At 63.3% G+C, this 20,349-nt stretch carries 17 protein-coding genes and 3 pseudogenes; 14 read left to right on the top strand and 6 right to left on the bottom strand.

Annotation, left to right across the window (positions count from 1 at the left end):
* Together sdhB and ilvD are read left to right on the top strand one after the other, a co-directional pair.
* Positions 1–77 (top strand): annotated as a pseudogene (gene sdhB / locus NOV72_RS31125) (succinate dehydrogenase iron-sulfur subunit); the annotation flags it as partial.
* 273 nt (positions 78–350) lie between these two features.
* Positions 351–2,210, top strand: coding sequence for a dihydroxy-acid dehydratase (ilvD, locus tag NOV72_RS31120; RefSeq protein WP_106858348.1), 1,860 nt, complete (start codon positions 351–353; stop codon positions 2,208–2,210).
* Positions 2,211–2,588: 378 nt separating this feature from the next.
* Here ilvD and NOV72_RS31115 read toward each other — a convergent pair whose 3' ends face one another.
* Positions 2,589–3,452, bottom strand: a complete 864-nt coding sequence (locus NOV72_RS31115; RefSeq protein WP_106858347.1) for an oxidoreductase — start codon at positions 3,450–3,452, stop codon at positions 2,589–2,591.
* A 118-nt stretch (positions 3,453–3,570) separates the two neighbouring features.
* Here NOV72_RS31115 and NOV72_RS31110 point away from each other — a divergent pair, with 118 nt between their 5' ends.
* The 3 genes and pseudogenes from NOV72_RS31110 (at position 3,571) to NOV72_RS31100 (ending at position 6,612) form a co-directional block, all read left to right on the top strand.
* Positions 3,571–4,506 carry a LysR family transcriptional regulator gene (locus NOV72_RS31110; protein WP_106858346.1) on the top strand — a complete coding sequence of 312 codons (936 nt, stop codon included), beginning with the start codon at positions 3,571–3,573 and terminating at the stop codon, positions 4,504–4,506.
* A 103-nt stretch (positions 4,507–4,609) separates the two neighbouring features.
* Positions 4,610–4,975: a BON domain-containing protein gene (locus NOV72_RS31105; protein WP_106858345.1), complete on the top strand. Its 366-nt coding sequence runs from the start codon at positions 4,610–4,612 to the stop codon at positions 4,973–4,975.
* A gap of 45 nt (positions 4,976–5,020) precedes the next feature.
* A pseudogene (locus tag NOV72_RS31100) lies at positions 5,021–6,612 on the top strand (MFS transporter).
* A gap of 10 nt (positions 6,613–6,622) precedes the next feature.
* On the opposite strand, the gene NOV72_RS31095 reads toward NOV72_RS31100, so the two are convergent.
* The gene (locus tag NOV72_RS31095) at positions 6,623–6,994 is read right to left on the bottom strand and encodes an NUDIX hydrolase (RefSeq protein ID WP_106858344.1); all 372 of its coding nucleotides are present in this window, start codon (positions 6,992–6,994) and stop codon (positions 6,623–6,625) included.
* Between the two features lie 254 nt (positions 6,995–7,248).
* On the opposite strand from NOV72_RS31095, the gene NOV72_RS31090 reads away from it, so the two are divergent.
* The gene (locus tag NOV72_RS31090; RefSeq protein ID WP_181291206.1) at positions 7,249–7,998 is read left to right on the top strand and encodes a DUF2278 family protein; all 750 of its coding nucleotides are present in this window, start codon (positions 7,249–7,251) and stop codon (positions 7,996–7,998) included.
* A 106-nt stretch (positions 7,999–8,104) separates the two neighbouring features.
* Positions 8,105–8,314 (top strand): hypothetical protein, encoded by a 210-nt coding sequence (locus NOV72_RS31085; protein WP_106858342.1) that lies wholly within the window; start codon positions 8,105–8,107, stop codon positions 8,312–8,314.
* 17 nt (positions 8,315–8,331) lie between these two features.
* Here NOV72_RS31085 and NOV72_RS31080 read toward each other — a convergent pair whose 3' ends face one another.
* Entirely contained in the window at positions 8,332–8,988 is a 657-nt protein-coding gene (locus NOV72_RS31080) for an NADPH-dependent FMN reductase (protein WP_425428809.1), read from the bottom strand.
* A 94-nt stretch (positions 8,989–9,082) separates the two neighbouring features.
* On the bottom strand, positions 9,083–11,269 hold the full coding sequence (locus tag NOV72_RS31075) for a hybrid sensor histidine kinase/response regulator (RefSeq protein ID WP_106858351.1): 2,187 nt from the start codon (positions 11,267–11,269) through the stop codon (positions 9,083–9,085).
* Positions 11,270–11,476: 207 nt separating this feature from the next.
* Between NOV72_RS31075 and NOV72_RS31070 the strand changes: the two genes are divergently transcribed.
* On the top strand, positions 11,477–11,740 hold the full coding sequence (locus tag NOV72_RS31070) for a hypothetical protein (RefSeq protein WP_106858341.1): 264 nt from the start codon (positions 11,477–11,479) through the stop codon (positions 11,738–11,740).
* A 3-nt stretch (positions 11,741–11,743) separates the two neighbouring features.
* On the top strand, positions 11,744–12,730 hold the full coding sequence (locus NOV72_RS31065; protein WP_106858340.1) for an FkbO/Hyg5 family chorismatase: 987 nt from the start codon (positions 11,744–11,746) through the stop codon (positions 12,728–12,730).
* On the opposite strand, the gene NOV72_RS31060 is transcribed toward NOV72_RS31065, so the two are convergent.
* Positions 12,722–13,591: a LysR family transcriptional regulator gene (locus NOV72_RS31060; RefSeq protein ID WP_106858350.1), complete on the bottom strand. Its 870-nt coding sequence runs from the start codon at positions 13,589–13,591 to the stop codon at positions 12,722–12,724. The two genes, NOV72_RS31065 and NOV72_RS31060, sit on opposite strands and share 9 nt — an antisense overlap.
* An 86-nt stretch (positions 13,592–13,677) precedes the next feature.
* Between NOV72_RS31060 and NOV72_RS31055 the strand changes: the two genes are divergently transcribed.
* The gene (locus NOV72_RS31055) at positions 13,678–14,586 is read left to right on the top strand and encodes a DMT family transporter (RefSeq protein ID WP_106858339.1); all 909 of its coding nucleotides are present in this window, start codon (positions 13,678–13,680) and stop codon (positions 14,584–14,586) included.
* A gap of 36 nt (positions 14,587–14,622) precedes the next feature.
* On the opposite strand, the gene NOV72_RS31050 is transcribed toward NOV72_RS31055, so the two are convergent.
* Positions 14,623–15,543, bottom strand: coding sequence for a LysR family transcriptional regulator (locus NOV72_RS31050; RefSeq protein ID WP_106858338.1), 921 nt, complete (start codon positions 15,541–15,543; stop codon positions 14,623–14,625).
* 125 nt (positions 15,544–15,668) lie between these two features.
* On the opposite strand from NOV72_RS31050, the gene NOV72_RS31045 reads away from it, so the two are divergent.
* From NOV72_RS31045 to NOV72_RS31030, 4 genes and pseudogenes are all read left to right on the top strand, one after another.
* Positions 15,669–17,795, top strand: coding sequence for a 3-hydroxyacyl-CoA dehydrogenase NAD-binding domain-containing protein (locus tag NOV72_RS31045; RefSeq protein ID WP_106858349.1), 2,127 nt, complete (start codon positions 15,669–15,671; stop codon positions 17,793–17,795).
* Between the two features lie 38 nt (positions 17,796–17,833).
* Complete coding sequence (locus NOV72_RS31040) at positions 17,834–19,012, top strand: acyl-CoA dehydrogenase family protein (protein WP_106858337.1); 1,179 nt, start codon at positions 17,834–17,836, stop codon at positions 19,010–19,012.
* 11 nt (positions 19,013–19,023) lie between these two features.
* Positions 19,024–20,163, top strand: a complete 1,140-nt coding sequence (locus NOV72_RS31035; RefSeq protein ID WP_106858336.1) for an acyl-CoA dehydrogenase family protein — start codon at positions 19,024–19,026, stop codon at positions 20,161–20,163.
* Between the two features lie 34 nt (positions 20,164–20,197).
* Positions 20,198–20,349 (top strand): annotated as a pseudogene (locus NOV72_RS31030) (electron transfer flavoprotein subunit beta/FixA family protein); the annotation flags it as partial.

Genomic DNA, 20,349 nt, shown 5'->3' with positions numbered 1-20,349 from the left:
ACGTGTGCCCCAAGGGGCTCAATCCGACCAAGGCGATCGGCAAGATCAAGGAATTGATGGTGCGCCGCGCTGTCTGATAGCCCGGTCGAACGAAGAAATGGCGCAGCCTCGAAAGGGGTTGCGCCATTTTTTTATTCGTGAGATTTCGCCGTGCAGTGAGGTGATTGCATAGCTAACGATTGGCTTCGCGCACTGATATATGCGGCGAGTCGAAGTAAATTGGACGAAGCGGGTATGTGATAATTCAAAACGCCGCGCCCGCTCGACCCAAAAGGTTCCCGACCCCGGCGCGCAAGGGCCTTTACCCTCGTGGCCCGCTTTCATTCCGCGAAATTCCAACAGCAACCACGATGCCCACATACCGTTCCAAAACCTCCACCACCGGCCGCAACATGGCGGGCGCGCGCTCGTTGTGGCGCGCCACCGGCATGAAAGACGAAGATTTCTCGAAGCCGATCATCGCCGTCGTCAATTCATTCACCCAGTTCGTGCCGGGCCACGTTCACCTGAAAGACCTGGGTCAGCTCGTCGCGCGCGAGATCGAGACCGCCGGCGGCGTGGCGAAAGAGTTCAACACCATCGCGGTCGATGACGGTATCGCGATGGGTCACGACGGCATGCTGTATTCGCTGCCGAGCCGCGACATCATCGCGGATTCGGTCGAGTACATGGTCAACGCGCATTGCGCCGACGCCATGGTCTGCATCTCGAACTGCGACAAGATCACCCCCGGCATGCTGATGGCCGCGATGCGCCTGAACATTCCCGTGATCTTCGTGTCCGGCGGTCCGATGGAAGCCGGCAAGACGCGCCTCGCGAATCCGAAGACGAAGGCCATCGAACTTAAAAAGCTCGATCTCGTCGATGCAATGGTGATCGCCGCCGATTCGTCGTACTCCGACGCCGAAGTCGCCGAAGTCGAACGCTCCGCATGTCCGACATGCGGCTCGTGCTCGGGCATGTTCACCGCCAACTCGATGAACTGCCTCACCGAAGCGCTCGGCCTCTCGCTGCCGGGCAACGGCACCGTCGTCGCGACGCACGCCGACCGCGAGCAGTTGTTCAAACGCGCGGGACGCGGCATCGTCGAGCTGGCGCGGCGCTATTACGAACAGGAAGAGTCGCGCGTGCTGCCGCGCTCCGTCGGCTTCAAGGCCTTCGAAAACGCGATGACGCTCGATATCGCAATGGGCGGCTCGACCAACACCATCCTGCACTTGCTGGCCATCGCGCGCGAAGCCGAGATCGACTTCACGATGACGGACATCGACCGCCTCTCGCGCGTCGTGCCGCAACTGTGCAAGGTCGCGCCCAACACGAACAAGTACCACATCGAAGACGTGCATCGCGCGGGCGGCATCATGGCGATCCTCGGCGAACTGGATCGCGCGGGCAAGCTGCACACCGACGTGCCGACCGTGCATGCGCCCACGCTGAAAGACGCGCTCGATCAGTGGGACATCAAACGCACCGAAGACGAAGCGGTCAGGACGTTCTACATGGCCGGTCCCGCCGGCGTTCCGACGCAAACCGCGTTCAGCCAGAACACGCGCTGGCCGAGTCTCGACACCGATCGCGCCGAAGGCTGCATCCGCTCCTACGAACATGCGTTCTCGAAGGAAGGCGGCCTCGCGGTGCTGCGAGGCAATATCGCGCTGGATGGCTGCGTCGTGAAGACCGCGGGCGTCGATGAAAGCATTCTCGTGTTCGAAGGCTCGGCGCATGTCACCGAATCGCAGGACGAAGCCGTGGAGAACATTCTCAACGACACGGTCAAGGCCGGCGACGTCGTCATCGTCCGGTATGAAGGTCCGAAGGGCGGCCCCGGCATGCAGGAAATGCTCTATCCGACGAGCTACATCAAGTCGAAGGGTCTCGGCAAGGCGTGCGCGCTGCTGACGGATGGCCGCTTCTCGGGCGGCACGTCGGGCTTGTCGATCGGCCATTGTTCGCCGGAAGCGGCGGCGGGCGGCGCGATCGGTCTCGTGCGCAATGGCGACCGCATTCGCATCGACATTCCCAATCGCACGATCGACGTGCTGCTCTCCGACGACGAACTCGCGCACCGTCGCGAGGAGCAGAACGCGAAGGGCTGGAAGCCCGCGAAGCAGCGCCCGCGCAAGGTGTCGGCGGCGCTGAAGGCGTACGCGAAACTGGTGATGTCGGCGGACAAGGGCGCAGTGCGCGATCTGTCCTTGCTCGACGACTGAGTTCGCGCCGGTCGCGAGGGACAAGAGCCGCTCTTCGGAGCGGTTTTTTTTATTCACCACATTCCCCGCAAAACATAGACTCAATGTCCCGTAAGGGATTGGGCGACATGCCGCGCGCCGATATCGTTGTCTCCAGGCGGTCGCATCGTGCAAGACCGCTATCGAGATCCAGCAGACCGGAGCCAATAGCCATGGCGACTCCCACCGTCGCGCCGCTCACGTTTCAGCGCGCATCCAGCCTTCCTCGCAACTGCACGTTCGATCCGCACGACTGGCAAGTCCTGAGCCAGTATTGGCACCGATGCAGCACACGAATCATGTGCGAGTTGCGTGGGGGGGCCGCTCCAGCCTTGTTTCACCTGATTCATGCCCGCGGTGTTATGTGCGAACGGGAAAATCCGTCGAGGCGGACAGTTCTTTCCAGCTTTCCGTTTCCGCCGCGACATATGCGTTTTTCTCCGCGATCGCCTTCAGCGTGTCGGTGCCGAGCGCGAGACGCATCGGCGGCGTTTGCGCATCGGCGAGCGTGACGAGCGCGGTCGCGAGCTTCTGCGGATCGCCCGGCTGATTGTGATTCATGCCGGCAGCGAAGCGCCGCACGTGGCCCGACGTCGCATCGTAATCGTCGATGATTTCCTTGCCGACGAGAAGCGACGATGCATCCAGAAAGTCCGTGCGAAAGTAACCCGGCTCGACGACGGTCGCGTGAATGCCGAGCGGCTGCACTTCCGCATGCAGCGCTTCGGTGATGCCTTCGACCGCGAACTTCGTCGAGCAATAGACGCCGAATCCCGCCGCCGAACGATAACCGCCGATCGACGACATGTTCATCACGTGGCCGCGCTTCTGCCTGCGCATCACGGGCAGCACCGCGCGCGTCACGTTGAGCAGGCCGAACACGTTGGTATCGAACATGCGGCGCACGTCGGCGTCGCTCGATTCCTCGATGGCCGCAAGCAGCCCGAAGCCCGCATTGTTGACCAGCACGTCGATGCGGCCGAACTTCGCGACGGCGGCTTCGACGGCTGCCTTGGCCTGCGTTTCGTTCGTGACGTCGAGCGCGACCGGCAGCAGCGCGGGCGATTCGCCGAGCCGTTCGACGATCGCGTCGACATTGCGTCCCGCGGCGACGACCGCGTTGCCGTCGTCGAGCGCCGCGCGGGCGATCAGCGCGCCCAGGCCGCGCGATGCGCCCGTGATGAACCAGACGCGCTTGTATTGCTGCTGGATGGCGTTGCTCATGATGTGCTCCGTTGTGTCGGTGGTGAAGGTGAACGAAGCATAAGATTTCCGATTCGCACGAACTAGCCGTCGAACGCTAGACTGATAATCAACTAGAATTTGCGAATCGAGGCGCTTCATGAACGAGGTCCGCGCGATTTCGATCTTCGTGCGCGCCGCCACGCTCGGCAATCTGCGGCGTGCGGCCATTGATCAGGGGATTTCCCCGCAAGCCGCGAGTCACGCGGTGATGCAGCTCGAAAAGTCGCTCGGCGTGCGCCTGTTTCATCGCACGACGCGCAAGTTGTCTCTGACCGAGGAAGGGCAACGGCTTTTGCAGAATGCCGAGCCGGCGCTCGCGATGCTGACGTCCGCCATCGCGGATGCGCGCAGCGCGAAGGAAGACATCGCCGGGCCGTTGCGCATCAGCGCGCCGAAAGCGCTCGGGCGCGCGTTGTGGCCGTCAGTGCTGGAATTCGCGGCGCTTTATCCGGACGTCGAACTCGACGTGCGTTTCGACGACCATTTCACCGATCTCGTCGAGGAACGCGCCGATGTCGGATTGCGCGGCGGCTCGCCGCCCGCCGGCGGCGCGATCGCACGCCGTCTCGTGCCGATTCAACTGATCGTGTGCGCGACGCCCGCGTATATCGCGCGACATGGCGCGCCGCGTACCGTCGATGAACTTTCGTCGCATCGTTGCAGCGGATATCGCCGCGCGAACACGGGCAAGCAGGCGCCGTGGGAATTCATGATCGGCGACGAGATCGTTTATCGCGAGGTCGCGGCGACGCTCTGCGCGAACGATATCGATGCCGAAACCGACGCGGTGCTCGCCGGTCTCGCAATCGGTCAGCTCGGGAGTTTTTCGGCGGTCGCGCCTATCCGCGAAGGGCGGCTCGTGCCCTTGCTCACGCGGCATGTGACGCAGCGCGAATCGATCTACATCTACTATCGTCATCGGACGGAGCAGCCGCTTCGAGTGCGAACGTTCATCGACTTCATGGTCGCGAAGCTCGCCAACAACGGCGATTTTTTCCTGTCGCCGGCGGAATTGCGTGCGTTCTCGAAATGAATGGCCCAATTCCCTGCGATATGGCGAAGCCGCGACTAGAATGCATCGTGCCTTCGTGCCACCCTGGTCAATCAAGCCAATCAAGCCAACCTGGAGCCAAGCCATGAAAACGATCAATGCGCTCAGACTTGCCGCCGTTGCATCGGCGATTGCCTTTTCCGTCAACGTGTGGTCCCAAAGCAGCGATGCGGGCGCAACCCAGTCCACGACGCCGTCGGCGAGCGCCGGAAGCTCGAAGTCGGCGGCCCGCAAGGCCAACCGCGCGCTCAGCAAAAAGGTGTCGCAGGCGCTGCAGAAAGGCGGCGTCGAATTGAACGGCATCAACGTGATCGCGAAGAACGGCGCGATCACGCTTGCCGGGCACGCCGCCGACGCCGAGTCGATCGACAAGGCCGCGTCGATCGCGAAAGGCGTGAGCGGCGTCACGTCCGTGAAGAATGTTCTGACGATTCAGGAAGGCGGGCAGTAAGCTCGCGCCCGCGAGCACGTGCGAACGCGCGTGCTCGCGCACGTCATGAACTCGTTCATCGACGTTCACGATCCGGAGCGGCAGCGCCTGCCGTTTCGCGAATCGCTGCTCGCGATGCTCGGCATCGCCTTCGTCACGATGCTGGTTGCGCTCGACCAGACCATCGTCGGCACCGCGATGCCGCGCATCGTCGCCGAACTGAAGGGCTTCGATCTGTACGCGTGGGTCGCGACGTCCTACATGCTCGCGTCCGTCATCACGATTCCGATTTTCGGGCGGCTCGGCGACCTGTACGGCCGCAAGCCGTTTCTGCTCGCGGCCATCGTGCTGTTCACGCTGGCCTCCGTGCTCTGCGGCTTCGCGAACAGCATGTTGTTCCTCGTGATCGCGCGCGGCGTGCAGGGCATCGGCGGCGGCATTCTGCTCGGCACGGTGTTCGCCGCCGTCGCCGATCTCTTTCCCGATCCGAAGCTGCGTCTGCGCTGGCTCGTGCTCGTCACGTCGACATTCGGTATCGCGAACGTGATCGGCCCGACGCTCGGCGGCATGCTCACGCAGATGCGCGGCTGGCGGCTCGTGTTCTTCGTCAACGTGCCCAGCGGCATCGTGTCGCTGATGTTCGTGTTGTTGTTCGTGCCGAATCTGCATCATCTGAAGGGGGCGGACGAATTCAGCTCGACTGGCTCGGCGCGTGCGTCGTTGCGGTGACGCTCGGCGCTTTGCAACTGCTGATCGAACTGCTGCCGAAAGAAGGCCTGAGCGGCCTGACGATCGTGCTCGCGCTGGTTACGCTCGTGTTCGGCGCGACGCTGTACTTCTGGGAAAGGCGCATGGGCTATCCGGTCGTGCCCGTCGATGTGCTCTTCGACCGCAAGCTCGGCGCGCTATTCGCGATCTCCGTGCTCGGCGGCTTCGCGCTCTTTTCGATGGCCTTCTACATTCCGCTGCTGTTCCAGGGCGGCTACGGCATGTCGCCGCACGATTCGGGCATGCTGATCACGCCGCTCTTGCTCGGCACGACGGTCGGCAGCATGCTCAACAATCGCATCGTCACGCGCATTCCGCGTGCGAACGTGCTGATGTATGCGGGCTTCGCGCTGTGCGTGGTGGGCTGCCTCGCGCTCGTGTCGCTCAACGGCCATGAGCCGCATTCGCTGTGGATGGCGTGCATGGGTGCGAGCGGACTCGGCCTCGGGCTCGTCGCGACGAATCTCACGATCTGCTCGCAGCAGATCGTCGCGCGCGATCAGATCGGCGCGGTCACGGCATTGCTGCAATCGCTGCGGATTTTCGGCGGCATGCTCGGCACGGCGATCACGGGCGCGCTGCTCGGGCATTTCTATGCGCGCAACGTGCATCGTCCGCTGGATTCGTATCAGGCGACGCAGTGGCTCAAGTCGTTCGCGAGCCCGGATTTGCTGATCGATCGTGCGGAACAGTCGGCGCTGATCGAACGTCTCGTGGCCGCGGGCCAGCCGGGCGACGCGATGATGCACTCCGCGCGCATGGCGCTCGTCGCATCGATTCACGTCGGGCTTGTCGTGGCCGCGATGGCAGCGTTCGTCGGCTTGTGTCTCGCGTGGTTCGTGCCCGCGGTGCGCGTCGTGTACGGCGACGCGAAACAGCGGGGCGTCTGAGGCTTCGTTGTCAGCGCTTGCGCTTTTCGTCGGCGAGCGCCTTGACGATCAACTTGGTCGGCGCACTGGTGGCGAGCCGTGGGATTTCCGCAACGTGGACCCAGCGGCAACGTGATATTTCGTTGCTCGCGCGCGGCTTTGCGCTTTTCGGCACATCACAAAAGAAGACGTGATGATGTTTCTGCCGCCCACGATGATGAAACAAAAATTTTGCCGATTTCCCTGCGATGCGCGTTTCCTCCTTGAGTTCGCGCAGCGCGGCGTCCGGCATATGCTCGCCGCGTTTGAGCATGCCGCCGGGCAGGGCCCATTTGGTGCGACGTCGTGCAACCAGCAATATCCGGTTGCCCTTTCGACAGATGACCGTGGCTCGCTTCCTCAAACCGACTCCGAAATATTTGTGGCTGTATGTGTGAATGTGCAGGTGCGTCCTGCGGGCGGGTGTTAGTGTACCCAACAGCTCTTTTGTTGTGGAGCGCTCAAAGACAGCGGCATTCCCTATTGCATATTCAGCAAGACATGCTCCGCCGGGTCGTGCATCGTTTTGGGGCAGAAGTGTTGACCTGTGTCGCGTATCGATCGCAGGAATGTCACACTTGTCGCATCAAATGATCGCTCACTTCACGGAGCAGCATCATGGCGCGTAACGAATACGTTCTTTTCAAAGGCGCGGTCAGGCTGGGCGTTCCCTACCTCCAGAATTACAAGGGCGATCCGCATTATGTGATCGTCGGTGAAGACGCGAATGGCAAGCCGTTCAATATCGTCACCAATGTGAAATCGGATAGCTCGCTGACCGGACCGGCCGGCTATCTCGTGCTGTATCTGTGGAATCAATATTTCGATCATCCGATGATCGCCGATCTCGCCAGATTGCCTGCGGGTATCGCCACATCGAATTTCCCGAAGCTCGATTACGTGCACGACAAGCGCCTTCTCGATCTGAGCGCGATGCGTCCGATTCCGCTCGATACCAAGGACGAGCACAACGATATCAACGCGCTTCTCAACGAGATGCTGCAGCTCGATATGTCGGCGAGCGGTGTCGATTACGTCTACAAGACGCCGGGTTATAGCGACGATCGCCTTGGATGGAAGCCCGTGAAAGAAGTCACCGTGTATGGCTTCGGCTTTCTGTTCGAACCGGGGAAAGACGGGCTGCACGAAACGCACATGAATCAGGGCAATCCGAAGCCGGGCAAGGGAAGCCATATCAAGGACCATTCGAACGAGAACGGCGTGTTTCAGGACGGCGCGGTGATGGTCGAAGTGGATGGCAAGTTTCAGGCGCTCTTCGTCGCGTTTCAGACGCAACTGGTGCCGACCGATAATCGCGGGCGGCCGATAGCGGGGCAGTCGCATCCCATTCTGGACGGGACGGAGTGAGTTCAAATCAACCCGATGCCGCTGCAATGCATTGCAGTAAACCTTGTTTGCCCAATCGTTTTTGACAGCCTAGAGTTGAGCTATTCGTGCATCGAGGAGGCGAGCCATGCCGCACTTCCTGACTCACTATTGGCAGGCGCTGTCTACGCCGGCGGGGCGTGCGTGTAAGCGTTTCACGAAAGAAGCGCACGCCGCCAGCGAAACCACGCGCGCGGAACAACTCGAGCACATTTCCGCCTATGCCCGCGCGGGCTATTTCAACATGGGCTATACCGTCGATGCATTTCAGTTGCCCGGCGAATCGCCGCTGCACTGAAACGAGGCATCCGCGATTCAATGCGGCGCGAGTTCCACGTCGCGATACTCATTCGCTCGCGTCGCACCGAACGCCAGTGCGAAACTCGACGCCTGCCGCCCCACGATGCGCAGTTGCTCGACGACCTTCGGATCGGAGCAGGTATCGGCTGATTCGAAGCGCGTTTCCAGCGTATTGATCGTCGCGCCGAAAGGGGTCGGCCAGCCGCGCAATGCGTGCACGATCGAGCGCAGCGACGTGAGCACCGTGCCCGCCGCCTGCCATCCATACGCGGTGACGATGCTGCCGACCGCGCGTCCGTCGAGATAAGGACGCTCGTCGAGCCGCAGTTCTTCCAGCGTATCGAGCGCGTTTTTGACGAGGCCCGAGATGCCGCCGTGATAGCCAGGCGTCGCGATGATGAGCGCATCGGCCGCGCGCACGGCTTCGATGAGTTCGTGTTGCTCGTCGGTCAGTTCTCGCGATTCCGGTGCATAGTGCGGCAGGCTGTGCAGAAACGCGCCGCCGAAGCGTTGCACGCTCGCGCCGCTTTCCTGCGCGCCGCGCAATGCGAATGCGAGTGCCCGTTCGGTCGATGATTGAGGCCGCGTCGTGCCGCCGATGCCGACCACTCGTGGCCCGCGCGATGAATTGAATCGAGACAAGATCGATACTCCGTGAAAAATAACGTTCATCTTCACCGCGAGCGTGGCCGTCACAAACCGATCATTTCATCAATGCTTCAGAACGAATCGCTGCTTTGAATAGCTGTGGATGTGCAAAGGGAATTCACTTCGCCGCGCGCATCGAGAGACCGTTGAGCAACCGCTGCAGATCGTCGATGTTGAACGGCTTCGCGAGAATCGCGAAGCCTGTGCGGCGCGCTTCGTCGAGCTGATCGGCATAGCCTGTCATCAGCGTGACCGGCTGCTTCGGGCGCGTCGCCTTGATCCATTCCGCGAGCTTGATGCCGTCGTAGTTGCCGGGCATCTGGATATCGGAAAGCACGAGATCGAACGCGTTGCCCGCTTCGAGCATCTGCTTGGCGGCGTCGCCGGATGCCGCGTGGCGTGTCTGCCAGCCGAGCACGTCGAGCACCGCGCACAGGCCCGCCGCGACTTCTTCGTTGTCTTCCACGAGCAGCACGGTCGTGGAAAGCGCAGGGCGTTCGATAGTCTCGACGGGCGGCGCATCCGCGAGCGCTTCGGTTTCGCCTGTCCAGTGCGGCAGATAGATGTCGATGGTCGTACCGAAGCCCCACGCCGAATTCGCGCGCGCGGTACCGCCGGCCTGCTCGGCCATCGCCAGCACTTGCGCGAGGCCGAGACCCGTGCCGGCGCCCGCGCCCTTGGTCGTGAAAAGCGGCTCGAACGCCTGTCTCGCGACCTCGGGCCGCATGCCCATGCCGCTGTCCCTGCACGAGATCACGACATATTCGCCGGCACCGAGACCATCGTGCGTCTGCGCATAGCGCACGTTGCTGCAGGCGATCTGGAAGTCGCCGCCATTGGGCATGGCGTCTTTCGCATTCACGGCGATGTTGATGAGCGCCGATGTCAGCTCGGTCGCATCGACGCGCACGGGCCACGTCGCATCCGGCACGCGCGTGCCGAACGTCACCTTGTCGCCCACCGACGCGCGCACGAGCGGCTCGGATTCCGTCATCCATCGATCGAGCCGAATGACTTGCGTCTGCAACGGCTGACGGCGCGCGACGCTCAAGAGACGCCGCGCGAGCGATTGCGCATTGTTCGATGCGCGTTCGACGGCGGTGACTTCCTTCTCGAGGTTATTGAAGCCCTTGCGCCGCGCCATTTCCATGTTGGCCGTGACGACCATCAGCAGGTTGTTGAAGTCGTGCGCGACGTTCGCGACCAGATTGCCGAGCGCGCCCATGCGCTGCAATCGCCTCGTCGCGGCGATGGCCGAGCGGCGCAGCGCAAGCTCGCCGCGCCAGTTGTGCCACGCCGCTTCTTCGGCTTGCAGGCGGCGCAGCGAGAAGCCGATCAGCAGCCACAACGCGATGCACGGAATCAGCCCGATCGACGCGATCGATACGTCGCGCCGCCACCATGCGACGCGTATGTCGTGGATCGCAAAGCCCGCGGCCGCATAGACCGGAAAGCCGCCGACACGCCGCCACGCCGCAAGCTTTTCGTCGTTATCGAGCGGCGATATATAACGCATGAGGCCCGTGGACTTGCCTTGCACGAAGGCTTCGGCGAGCACGAGATGACGATCGGGCGGATTGGCGACGGACGCGGGCGGATAACGCGCGAGCACGGCGCCGTCGTCGCGATGCAGTGCGAGCGTGAGCGCGGGATCGCTCGCGGCGAGTTCGCGATAGAAGTCGATCAGATAATCGCGCCGCACCGCGATCGCAATCTCGCCGAGAAAGCGCCCGTCTTTCGCAAAGCGCGCGCTCAGCGTATTGATGATGTCGGTGTTCTTCACGCGCCCGCGCTCGGGCATGGAGACGTGGAACGTCGCATGCGTGTCGCGCGCCGCGATGAAATCGGCGCGATCGCCGATGGACACATTCGGTGCCGGAAAAAAGCGGCTGCTGAGGATGAGCCTGCCGCGACTGTCGAGCACGGACAGCGCGGCGATCTGCGCGTGGCTTTGCGCAAGACGTGCGAGCGCGTCGTGCAGTTCGGGCTCGCTGCGCGCGATGAAGTTTTCGTCGCCATTGCCGAGCATGTCCTCGATGCGCACGATCAACTCGTGATTGATGCTGAAGACGGTGTTCGCTCTTTCGTCGATGACGCGCACCATCCGTTCGAGCGATTGTCCCGTTTCGCTGAGCGCGCGTTCATACGTGTAGTAGCCGTACAAGCAGAAGAACGCGAGCGGAATCACAATGGACGCGACAAGCGCAGCGAAGAGCCGCCTGCGCGCGGCGCGAAAGTCGAGCGGGGGAAGGGAAGGCAAGGGCTCGGCGGCGCCGAGTCCGGCGTGTTCTTCTGATTCGTTCATGACGCTATATGAGGCGCGCGCGAGCGCCGGCGCGGGCCTCGCCGGACGGATGCAGAACACGCGTTTCGATGGTAGCACGCACCTCTGTCGACGCCTCGCACGGTCGTGCAGAGCGCGAAGCCGGATCGTCTGGTAGTCGAGCTGTGGTATAAGCACCGCATGCGCGCGCCCGCTGGCGGCGCGCAACGAACGTGACAGGAGCATGCAGTGAGAAGGACCGCCGAAAACAAGTTGAAGGTGGTCGCAGTGCGGGTCGATCCACAATTCGAGCAACGGCTGCGACTCCTGGCGGAAGTAACGGGGCGCAAGCAATCGTTCTTCCTTCAACAGATGATCGAGAACGGCATCGCCGCCATGGAAGAGACCTGGCTGCCGCCGGCCGTCCTCGAACAAGTGAGGAGCGGCGCATTGCCGCCTTTGCAGGATCGCGTCGCGACCGCGGATCTGTTCGGCGACGAGCCCGACGAATAATCGATGACCGCAGCGATCGAGTCCCGCTTCATCGATCCCGACGCGATATACGATGCCGATGCGCTCGCGCGCATCGTCTTCGGCGATACGAGCGGCCCGCCGGGCATCGAGAACGGCGTGCCCACGCTGCGTCTGAAGATGTATGGCGAAGCGCGCGACGGCTTCGCTGAAATATGGACGAGCGCCGGACCGATCCGCAGCGGAAGCGTCAACGGTCTCGTCTTCGCGCATAACGACGAGTTCCTGTTTTGCGCGGGTTTCATCCCCGTTTCCGATCGATACACCGACGCCACGCGCCATGCCTATGGCGATGCGTTCGCGCTCGCCGGGGAACTGAACTTCGCGAAGATCTTCCGCATGTGGAACTTCATTCCCCACATCAACGGTGCGAATGACGAAGGGCTGGAGGTGTATCGCGATTTCTGTCGCGGACGCGCCGTCGCGTTCGAACAGGACTATGCGAACGCGTCGGGCATGCCGGCGGCGACGGGCATCGGCACTTGGGGCGATGGCGTCGGCTTCTGCTTTCTCGCGTGCCGTGAAAGTACGGTGCGGCATATCGAGAACTCGCGTCAGACGCCCGCGTATGAATATCCGCAGCGCTATGGCCCGAAGTCGCCGAGCTTCGCGCGCGGCACGCAATTGCACGACACGCTGTTCGTATCCGGCACCGCGAGCATTCTCGGGCACGAGACCGTGCATGAAGGCGATCTCGACCGGCAGTGGAGCGTCGCGACGGACAATATCGCGCATCTGATCGGCGCGGAAAATCTCGAAGCGCAAGGTCTGCGTAGCGGCTACACGCTGCACGATCTCGACCAGATCAAGGTCTACTACCGGCATTCGGCGGACTTGCCGCGCGTGACGAAGCTGGCGCAGGCGACCTTCGATTCACATGCGAGCGTGCGCTATTTGAAGGTCGATATCTGCCGCGCCGATCTGCTCGTCGAGATCGAAGGGATCGCGTCGCATCGGCGCCGATCAGACTGACGCCGATTGCCGCAGCGTCTTCACGAGCAGGCTGTGCAGGCTGTCGACGGCTTTCGAGCCGCGCGAATCGCGGCTGCGGTACACGGCGACTTCCATCGGTTCGAGCGGCCCGAGTCCTTCTTCGCGGCCCAGAATCCGCAGATGTTCCGGCGCGCTGCATTGTGTCAGCGCCGCCACGGCCAGGCCGCTTTCGACGGCGGCGATCTGCCCGGCGAGACTCGAACTGTTGTAGACCACCTTGTATCGACGGCCCTGTTGCGCGAGCGAATGAATCGCGCTGCGCCGCGCGAGGCTCGTGCTCTCGTACACGGCGATCGGCAACGGATCGCGCCGCCATAATTCGAACTGGGTTGCGCCGACCCAGACCATCGGCTCATGAAAGAGCAGCGAGCCGCGTCGCCCGTTGTCGCGTGACACGAGCGCGAGGTCGAGTTCGCCATTCGCGACACGCGGAATGAGCGATGTCGATTGCTCGCAGATCAGTTCGATTTCGACGCCGCTATGCCGCGGCGCAAAGCGCTTGAGCACGGGCGTCAGATACTTCGCCGCGTAGTCGTCGGGTACGCCGAGCCGCACGCGGCCGGTGAGCTGCTCGCCCTGAAGCGCGACCTGCGCTTCGGCGTGCAAGTCGAGAATGCGGCGCGCGTAGCCGAGCAGCGTCTGTCCGTCGTGCGTCAATGCGAGCGTGCGCGAGCCGCGCTCGACGAGTCGCAGCCCCAGCGCGCTTTCCAGCTTCTTCAACTGCATGCTCACCGCCGATTGCGAGCGGTGGACTTCACTGGCCGCGCTCGACAGCGAACCCGCATCGACGACGGCGACGAAGCACTTGAGCCAGTCCGTTTGCAAATCGTAGTGTTTCATCGGCGTGAGCAGGCTTTCGAAAATCGAATGGATGACGTTCGAATTATGCGCTTTTCGTTCGATGGCTTGCGGCACACACTGCGGCCATGAACACGAATCCCTTATCTTTCGTTACGGATGGCGAAGCGCGCCGAGCGGCAGGCGCCTGGCCGTTTCTTGCGGGCTGCGCGCTGCTCGGCACGATAGGCGTTTTTCTGCACGAAGCCCAAGCCGATCCGCTGACCGCGACGTGGTTCCGCTGCGCGTTCGGGCTATTAGGGATGAGCGCGTGGGTGATCGTTCGCCGGCAAGCGCGCTTTCTACTTCTCACGCGAGCCAGCGCGCCGTGGGTATTGATTGCCAGCCTGCTGATGGTGCTGAGCTGGGCCTTGTTCTTCGGTGCGGTCGAGCGGATATCGGCGGGCGTCGCGATCGTGCTGTTCCACGTTCAGCCGATGTGGGTGCTCCTGTTCGCCTCGTTGTGGCTGAAAGAAGCGATCGGCGGGCAGCGCGTCGCCGCCGTTTCGCTCGCGATGTGCGGACTCGTGCTGGCGACGGGCATCGCCGAGCACACGGCGAGCGGCGCGCTGCGACCGGGATACTGGATGGGCGTCGCCGCGTGCCTGGCGGGCTCGCTGTGCATGGCGTGCGTGACGATCATCGCGAAACGTCTGCGCGACATGCCCGCCGGCATTCTCGCGTGGTGGCAGTGCGCCGTCGGCACGATGCTGCTGTGGGTCTGGCCGATGCAGCATGGCTGGCCCGCATGGGGCGTGTCGTGGGCGTGGCTGGCGGGCCTTGGGCTGATCCACACGGGCCTCGCTTACACGCTGATGTATATCGGCATGGCGCGGCTCGATACCGCGCGTATCGCGGTGTTCCAGTTTGTCTATCCGGCGGTGGCGATCGTCATCGACTGGATCGTGTTCGATCAGCGTCTGAGTGGCGTGCAGATGGCGGGTATCGCGCTGATGTCGGCGGCGGTGTGGTTCGCGGAGCGCAAGCGGCATGGGTGATGCGGCAGCAAAAGAATCGACCGCGCGTGCCTTTCTTCAACGTGTGCCCGGCGCAAGCCGCCCGCGCCCCGCTTTCCGCGCCCGATCGAGCATGAACTCGATGAACGCCAGCGTCGCGCGCGTGTGATGCCGGTTCGGCATGTACAGCATGTACATGTGCGTGCCGAAGATGCTGAGCCGCCATTCGTCGAGCGCAGTGACGACCTCGCCGCGCCGCATGTCTTCCGCCACGACGTAGTCCGGCACGATGCCGACGCCCAGTCCTGCAAGAATCGCATCGCGCAGAAACAGGAAGTTCTCCGAGATCACGCTGGGCTCCAGCAGCACTTCGTGCCGCTCGTCGTTCAGATAAGCGGCGACGCGCGTCTGCTTGCCGACGACCGATGCCGTGATCACCGGCGCGACGCCCAGCTCTTCGAGCCGCGTCGGCATGCCGTGCGCGGCGGCATAGGCGGACGACGCGCACGCGACATACCGCACCGGCCCCATGTCCCGCGCGACGAGACTCGGCGGCGGCTCGGGCATCACGCGCACGGCGATATCGACTTCATCGCGCAGCAGATCTTCGACGCGATTTTCGAACATCACGTCGAGCACGATATCCGGATACTCGCGCTTGAACGCGATCAGCCATTCCGACATCACGAGTTGCCCATAGCCGCTCGGCACCGATAGCCGCACGCGGCCCTGCAATCTCAGCCCGAGCGTCGACACCGATTCCTGCGCCGCGAGCAACGCGTTCTGGATCGAGCGGCCATGCTCGTACAGTTCGAGGCCGAGTTCGGTCGGCTCGACACGGCGCGTGGTCCGCCGCACGAGCTGCAAGCCGACCGACTTCTCCAGTTGATTCAGGTGATAGCTGACATTGGCGCGGCTCATTTTCAGGCGGCGTGCCGCTTCGCTGAGATTGCCCGCGTCGAGTATTTCGACCAGCAGCGTGAGTTCGTTGACGTCCACGGCCCATCCGATTGTCAAATGCGATTTGACAGTCTGTCAATTGCCTCTGTAATTGTCAAGGAAGCTTGTCCCCGCGAGAATGCTTCCACGCCAGTCAGCAAACTACAGAACAGGAGATGTCACTCATGACGCTTTCGAGCGCGCCCGAAGCCGCAGCCGTCCAACCCGCATTGCGCGGCAGCGTCCTGGTCGTGACGATCGATCACGCGCCCGTCAACGCGCTCAACGCCGCCGTGCGCCGCGGTCTCATCGACGCGATCGAATCCGCCGATGCGAACGCCGCCGTGCGCGCGGTGCTGATCGTGGGCGCGGGCCGCAACTTCATCGCGGGCGCGGATATCCGCGAGTTCGGCAAGCCCGCGGTGCCGCCCTCGCTGCCCGACGTTTGCAACCGCATCGAGGCTTGCGGCAAGCCGGTCGTCGCGGCGATTCATGGCGCGGCGCTCGGCGGCGGGCTCGAAATCGCGCTGGCGTCGCATTACCGGATCGCCGTCGAGGGCGCGAAGCTCGGTCTGCCGGAAGTGCAACTGGGCCTTTTGCCCGGCGCGGGCGGCACGCAGCGCACGGCGCGTCTGATCGGCGCGCAGGCCGCGTTGTCGCTGATGCTGAGCGGCCGTCATGTCGGCCCGCAGGAAGCGCTGCGCCTCGGTCTCGTCGATCGCGTCGGCCAGAGCGACGACGTCTTCGCCGAGGGCCTCGCTTACGCGCACGAACTGATCGCGACGCACGCCGCGCCGCGCCGCACGAAAAACGCGCGCGGTCTCGCCGACAAGGAAGCCAGCGCCGCCGCCATCGCCGCCGCACGCGCCGATACGCAGAAGAAATCGCGGGGATTGTTGTCGCCGCTGAAGATCGTCGACTGCGTGGAAGCGGCATTGAATCTGCCGTTCGACGAAGGTCTGCGCTTCGAGCGCGAGCGATTCCTCGAATGCCGCGAGAGCCCGCAGCGCGCGGGGCTCGTGCATGCTTTCTTCGCCGAGCGCGAGACGCAGAAGTCGCCGGAAACGCGCGGTGCGCAACCGCGCGCGCTTGACCGGATCGGCGTGATCGGCGGCGGAACGATGGGCGCGGGCATCGCCGTCGCGCTGCTGGATGCGGGCCTCTCGGTGACGATGATCGAGCGCGACGACGCATCGCTGGAACGCGGCCGCGCGCACGTCGAAAAGGTCTACGACGGCCTGATCGAAAAGGGCCGCATCACGCAGGAGATCAAGGCGCGTGCGCTGCAACGCTTCGACGGCGACACGACCTACGACGCGCTCGCCGATGCCGATCTCGTCATCGAAGCCGTATTCGAGGACATGGCCGTGAAGAAGGCGGTGTTCGCGCAACTCGATCGCGTGTGCAAGCCCGGCGCGGTGCTCGCGACCAACACGTCCTATCTCGACATCGACGAGATCGCGGCGAGCATCTCGCGCCCGCAAGACGTGCTCGGGCTGCACTTTTTCTCGCCCGCGAACATCATGAAGCTGCTCGAAGTGGTCGTGCCCGCGCGCGTCGCCGCCGATGTCGTCGCGACCGGCTTCGAGCTCGCGAAGAAGCTCAAAAAGGTCGCGGTGCGCGCGGGCGTGTGCGACGGCTTCATCGGCAATCGCATGCTGGCGGTGTATCGCACGGCGGCGGATCATCTGATGGAAGACGGCGCGTCGCCGTATCAGATCGACAACGCCGTGCGCGATTTCGGCTTTCCGATGGGACCGTATCAGGTCGTCGATCTTGCTGGCGGCGATATCGGCTGGGCCGCGCGCAAACGCCGCGCCGCGACGCGCGATCCGAAGGCGCGCTACGTGCATGTCAGCGACGCGTTGTGCGAGCGCGGCTGGTTCGGTCAGAAGACGGGACGCGGCTTTTATCGCTACGAAGGCGGCGCGCGTGCCGGCAAACCGGATGCGGAAGTCGAAGCGATCATCGATGCCGAGCGCGAGCGTGCGGGCGTGACGCCGCGCGCGTTCAGCGACGAGCAGATCGTGCGCCGCTACATGGCCGCGATGATCAACGAAGGTGCGAATATCGTGCATGAAGGTATCGCGCAGCGTCCGCTCGACGTCGATGCCACGCTGATGCACGGCTTCGGCTTTCCGCGCTATCGCGGCGGCCCGATGCATTTCGCCGATAGCGTCGGCCTGGAAAACGTTCTCACCGATATCCGCGAATTCGCGAAGGAAGATCCGCTGTTCTGGCGCGCGTCGCCGTTGATCGTCGATCTCGTCGCGCGTGGCAAGAACTTCGCGAGCCTCAATCAGGCCGATTGAGCCGTGGGCTTCGTCAATCTTTTCATGGAACCGCAGTCATGGATCTGAAATTCACCGCAGAAGAAGAGGCGTTTCGCACCGAAGTACTCGACTTCCTGCGCACGTCCCTGCCCGGCGACATCGCGCAAAAAGCGCGCACCGGCACGCGCCTCACGCGCGACGACATGGCGCAATGGCACGCCATTCTCAACGCGAAAGGCTGGCTCGCGAATCACTGGCCGAAAGAGTACGGCGGCCCCGGCTGGAACGCAGTGCAGAAGTTCATCTTCGAGAACGAATGCGCGATTGCGGGCGCGCCGCGCATCGTGCCGTTCGGTGTGAACATGCTCGGGCCGGTGCTCATCAAGTACGGCAGCGAAGCGCAAAAGCGCCGCTGGCTGCCGCGCATTCTCGATGGCTCCGACTGGTGGTGTCAGGGTTACTCGGAACCGGGCGCGGGCTCGGATCTGGCATCGGTGCGCACGACAGCCGTTCGCACGATCGAGAACGGCGAGCCGTATTACATCGTCAATGGCCAGAAGACCTGGACCACGCTCGCGCACTACGCGAACATGATCTTCTGCCTCGTGCGCACGGCGCAGGACACGCGCAAGCAGGAAGGCATCAGCTTCCTGCTGATCGACATGAACACGCCGGGCGTCGAAGTGCGTCCGATCATCACGCTCGACGGCGAGCACGAAGTCAACGAAGTGTTCTTCACCGATGTGCGCGTGCCCGCCGCGAATATCGTCGGCGAGGAGAACAAGGGCTGGACTTATGCGAAGTACTTGCTGACGTACGAGCGCACGAACATCGCGGGCGTGGGCTTCTCGGTCGCGGCGCTGGGCCGCCTGAAAGCGGCGGCGAGCACGTTGCAAAGCAATGGCCGCGCGCTCATCGACGATCCGATGTTCGCCGCGCGGCTCGCGCGTGTCGAGATCGATCTGGAGAACATGAAGACGACGAATCTGCGCGTGCTCGCGGCGGTGGCGGGCGGCGGCGCGCCGGGCGCGGAAAGCTCGATGCTCAAGATTCGCGGCACCGAGATCCGTCAGGAAATCTCGTCGCTGATGCGTCGCGCGATGGGTCCGTATGCGCAGCAATTCATCGAAGACCATGGCGACGACGAAGCATCGAACGCGGCCGCGCAGTACTTCAACAATCGCAAGCTGTCGATCTTCGGCGGCTCCAACGAAATACAGAAGAACATCATCTCGAAGATGATGCTCGGGCTCTAAAGGATTCGACGATGAATTTCCAGCACACGGAAGACCGGCGGATGCTTGCGGATTCACTGAACCGCTTCATCGCCGAGCAATATGCGTTCGATGCGCGGGACAAGATCGCGCGCTCGGAGGAAGGGTACAGCCGCGAGATGTGGCAGCGGTTTTGCGAACTCGGCATCATCGGCGCGTTCTTCGATGAAGCGGCCGGCGGCTTCGGCGGCGACGGCTTCGATGTGAGCGTCGTGTTCGAAGCGCTGGGACGCGGGCTCGTCGTCGAACCGTTTCTCGATGCGCTGATCGTCGGACGCGCGCTCGCGCATGCCGGGAATGCGAAGCAGCGCGGGATCATCGCGAAGTTGATCGACGGCGCGACGATCGCGTCATTCGCGCACGACGAACCCGGCTCGCACTACGAGCGCGCACGCGTCAGTACGCGCGCCGCGCGGCTCGGCGATGGCTGGGTGCTGAACGGCGCGAAGGGCGTCGTGCAACTGGGCGAGCATGCGGATGTGTTGCTCGTATCGGCGCGCACGTCGGGCGGCGAACAGGACGAAGCGGGCATTTCGCTCTTCGTCGTGCCGCGTGATGCGAAGGGCGTCACGCTGCGCGGCTATCGCAAGATCGATGGCGGACGCGCGGCCGAAGTGTCGCTCGACGGCGTGAAGCTCGAAGCCGACGCGCTCGTCGGCACGGAAGGCGGCGGCTACGCCGTGCTCACGCATGCGATCGGTTACGGCCTCGTCGCGCTGGCTTCGGAAGCGGTCGGCGCGATGGATGTCGCCAAGGAACACACGCTCGAATATCTGCGCACGCGCAAGCAGTTCGGCGTGCCGATCGGCACGTTTCAGGCGTTGCAGCATCGCATGGCCGATGTTCTGCTCGAAATCGAACAAGCGCGCTCGGCGGCGATCAACGCGGCGGCGGCGGTCGGTGAATCGGGCGTCGCGCGTGAACGCGCATTGTCGGCGGCGAAGTATTCGATCGGACGCATCGGCGCGCGCGTCGCGGAAGAGTCCATTCAGATGCACGGCGGGATCGGCATGACGTGGGAACTGCCGCTCGCTCACTACGCCAAGCGACTCGTGATGATCGATCATCAACTCGGCGATGAAGATCATCATCTCGCCCGATATATCAAACTGGGGCGCGCTTCGCTGGCGTGAACGCGTGTTGCGCAAAACGAACCGGGAGACTTAATTGAAGATACTTGTGCCAGTCAAGCGCGTGGTCGACTACAACGTGAAGGTCCGGGTGAAGTCGGATAACACGGGCGTCGATATCGCCAACGTGAAGATGTCGATGAACCCGTTCGACGAAATCGCCGTCGAAGAAGCGGTTCGTTTGAAGGA

Origin of the sequence: Caballeronia novacaledonica (genome assembly GCF_900258035.1) — a bacterium.
Classification (GTDB): domain Bacteria; phylum Pseudomonadota; class Gammaproteobacteria; order Burkholderiales; family Burkholderiaceae; genus Caballeronia; species Caballeronia novacaledonica.
This window is presented reverse-complemented; position numbering and strand designations above follow the sequence as displayed.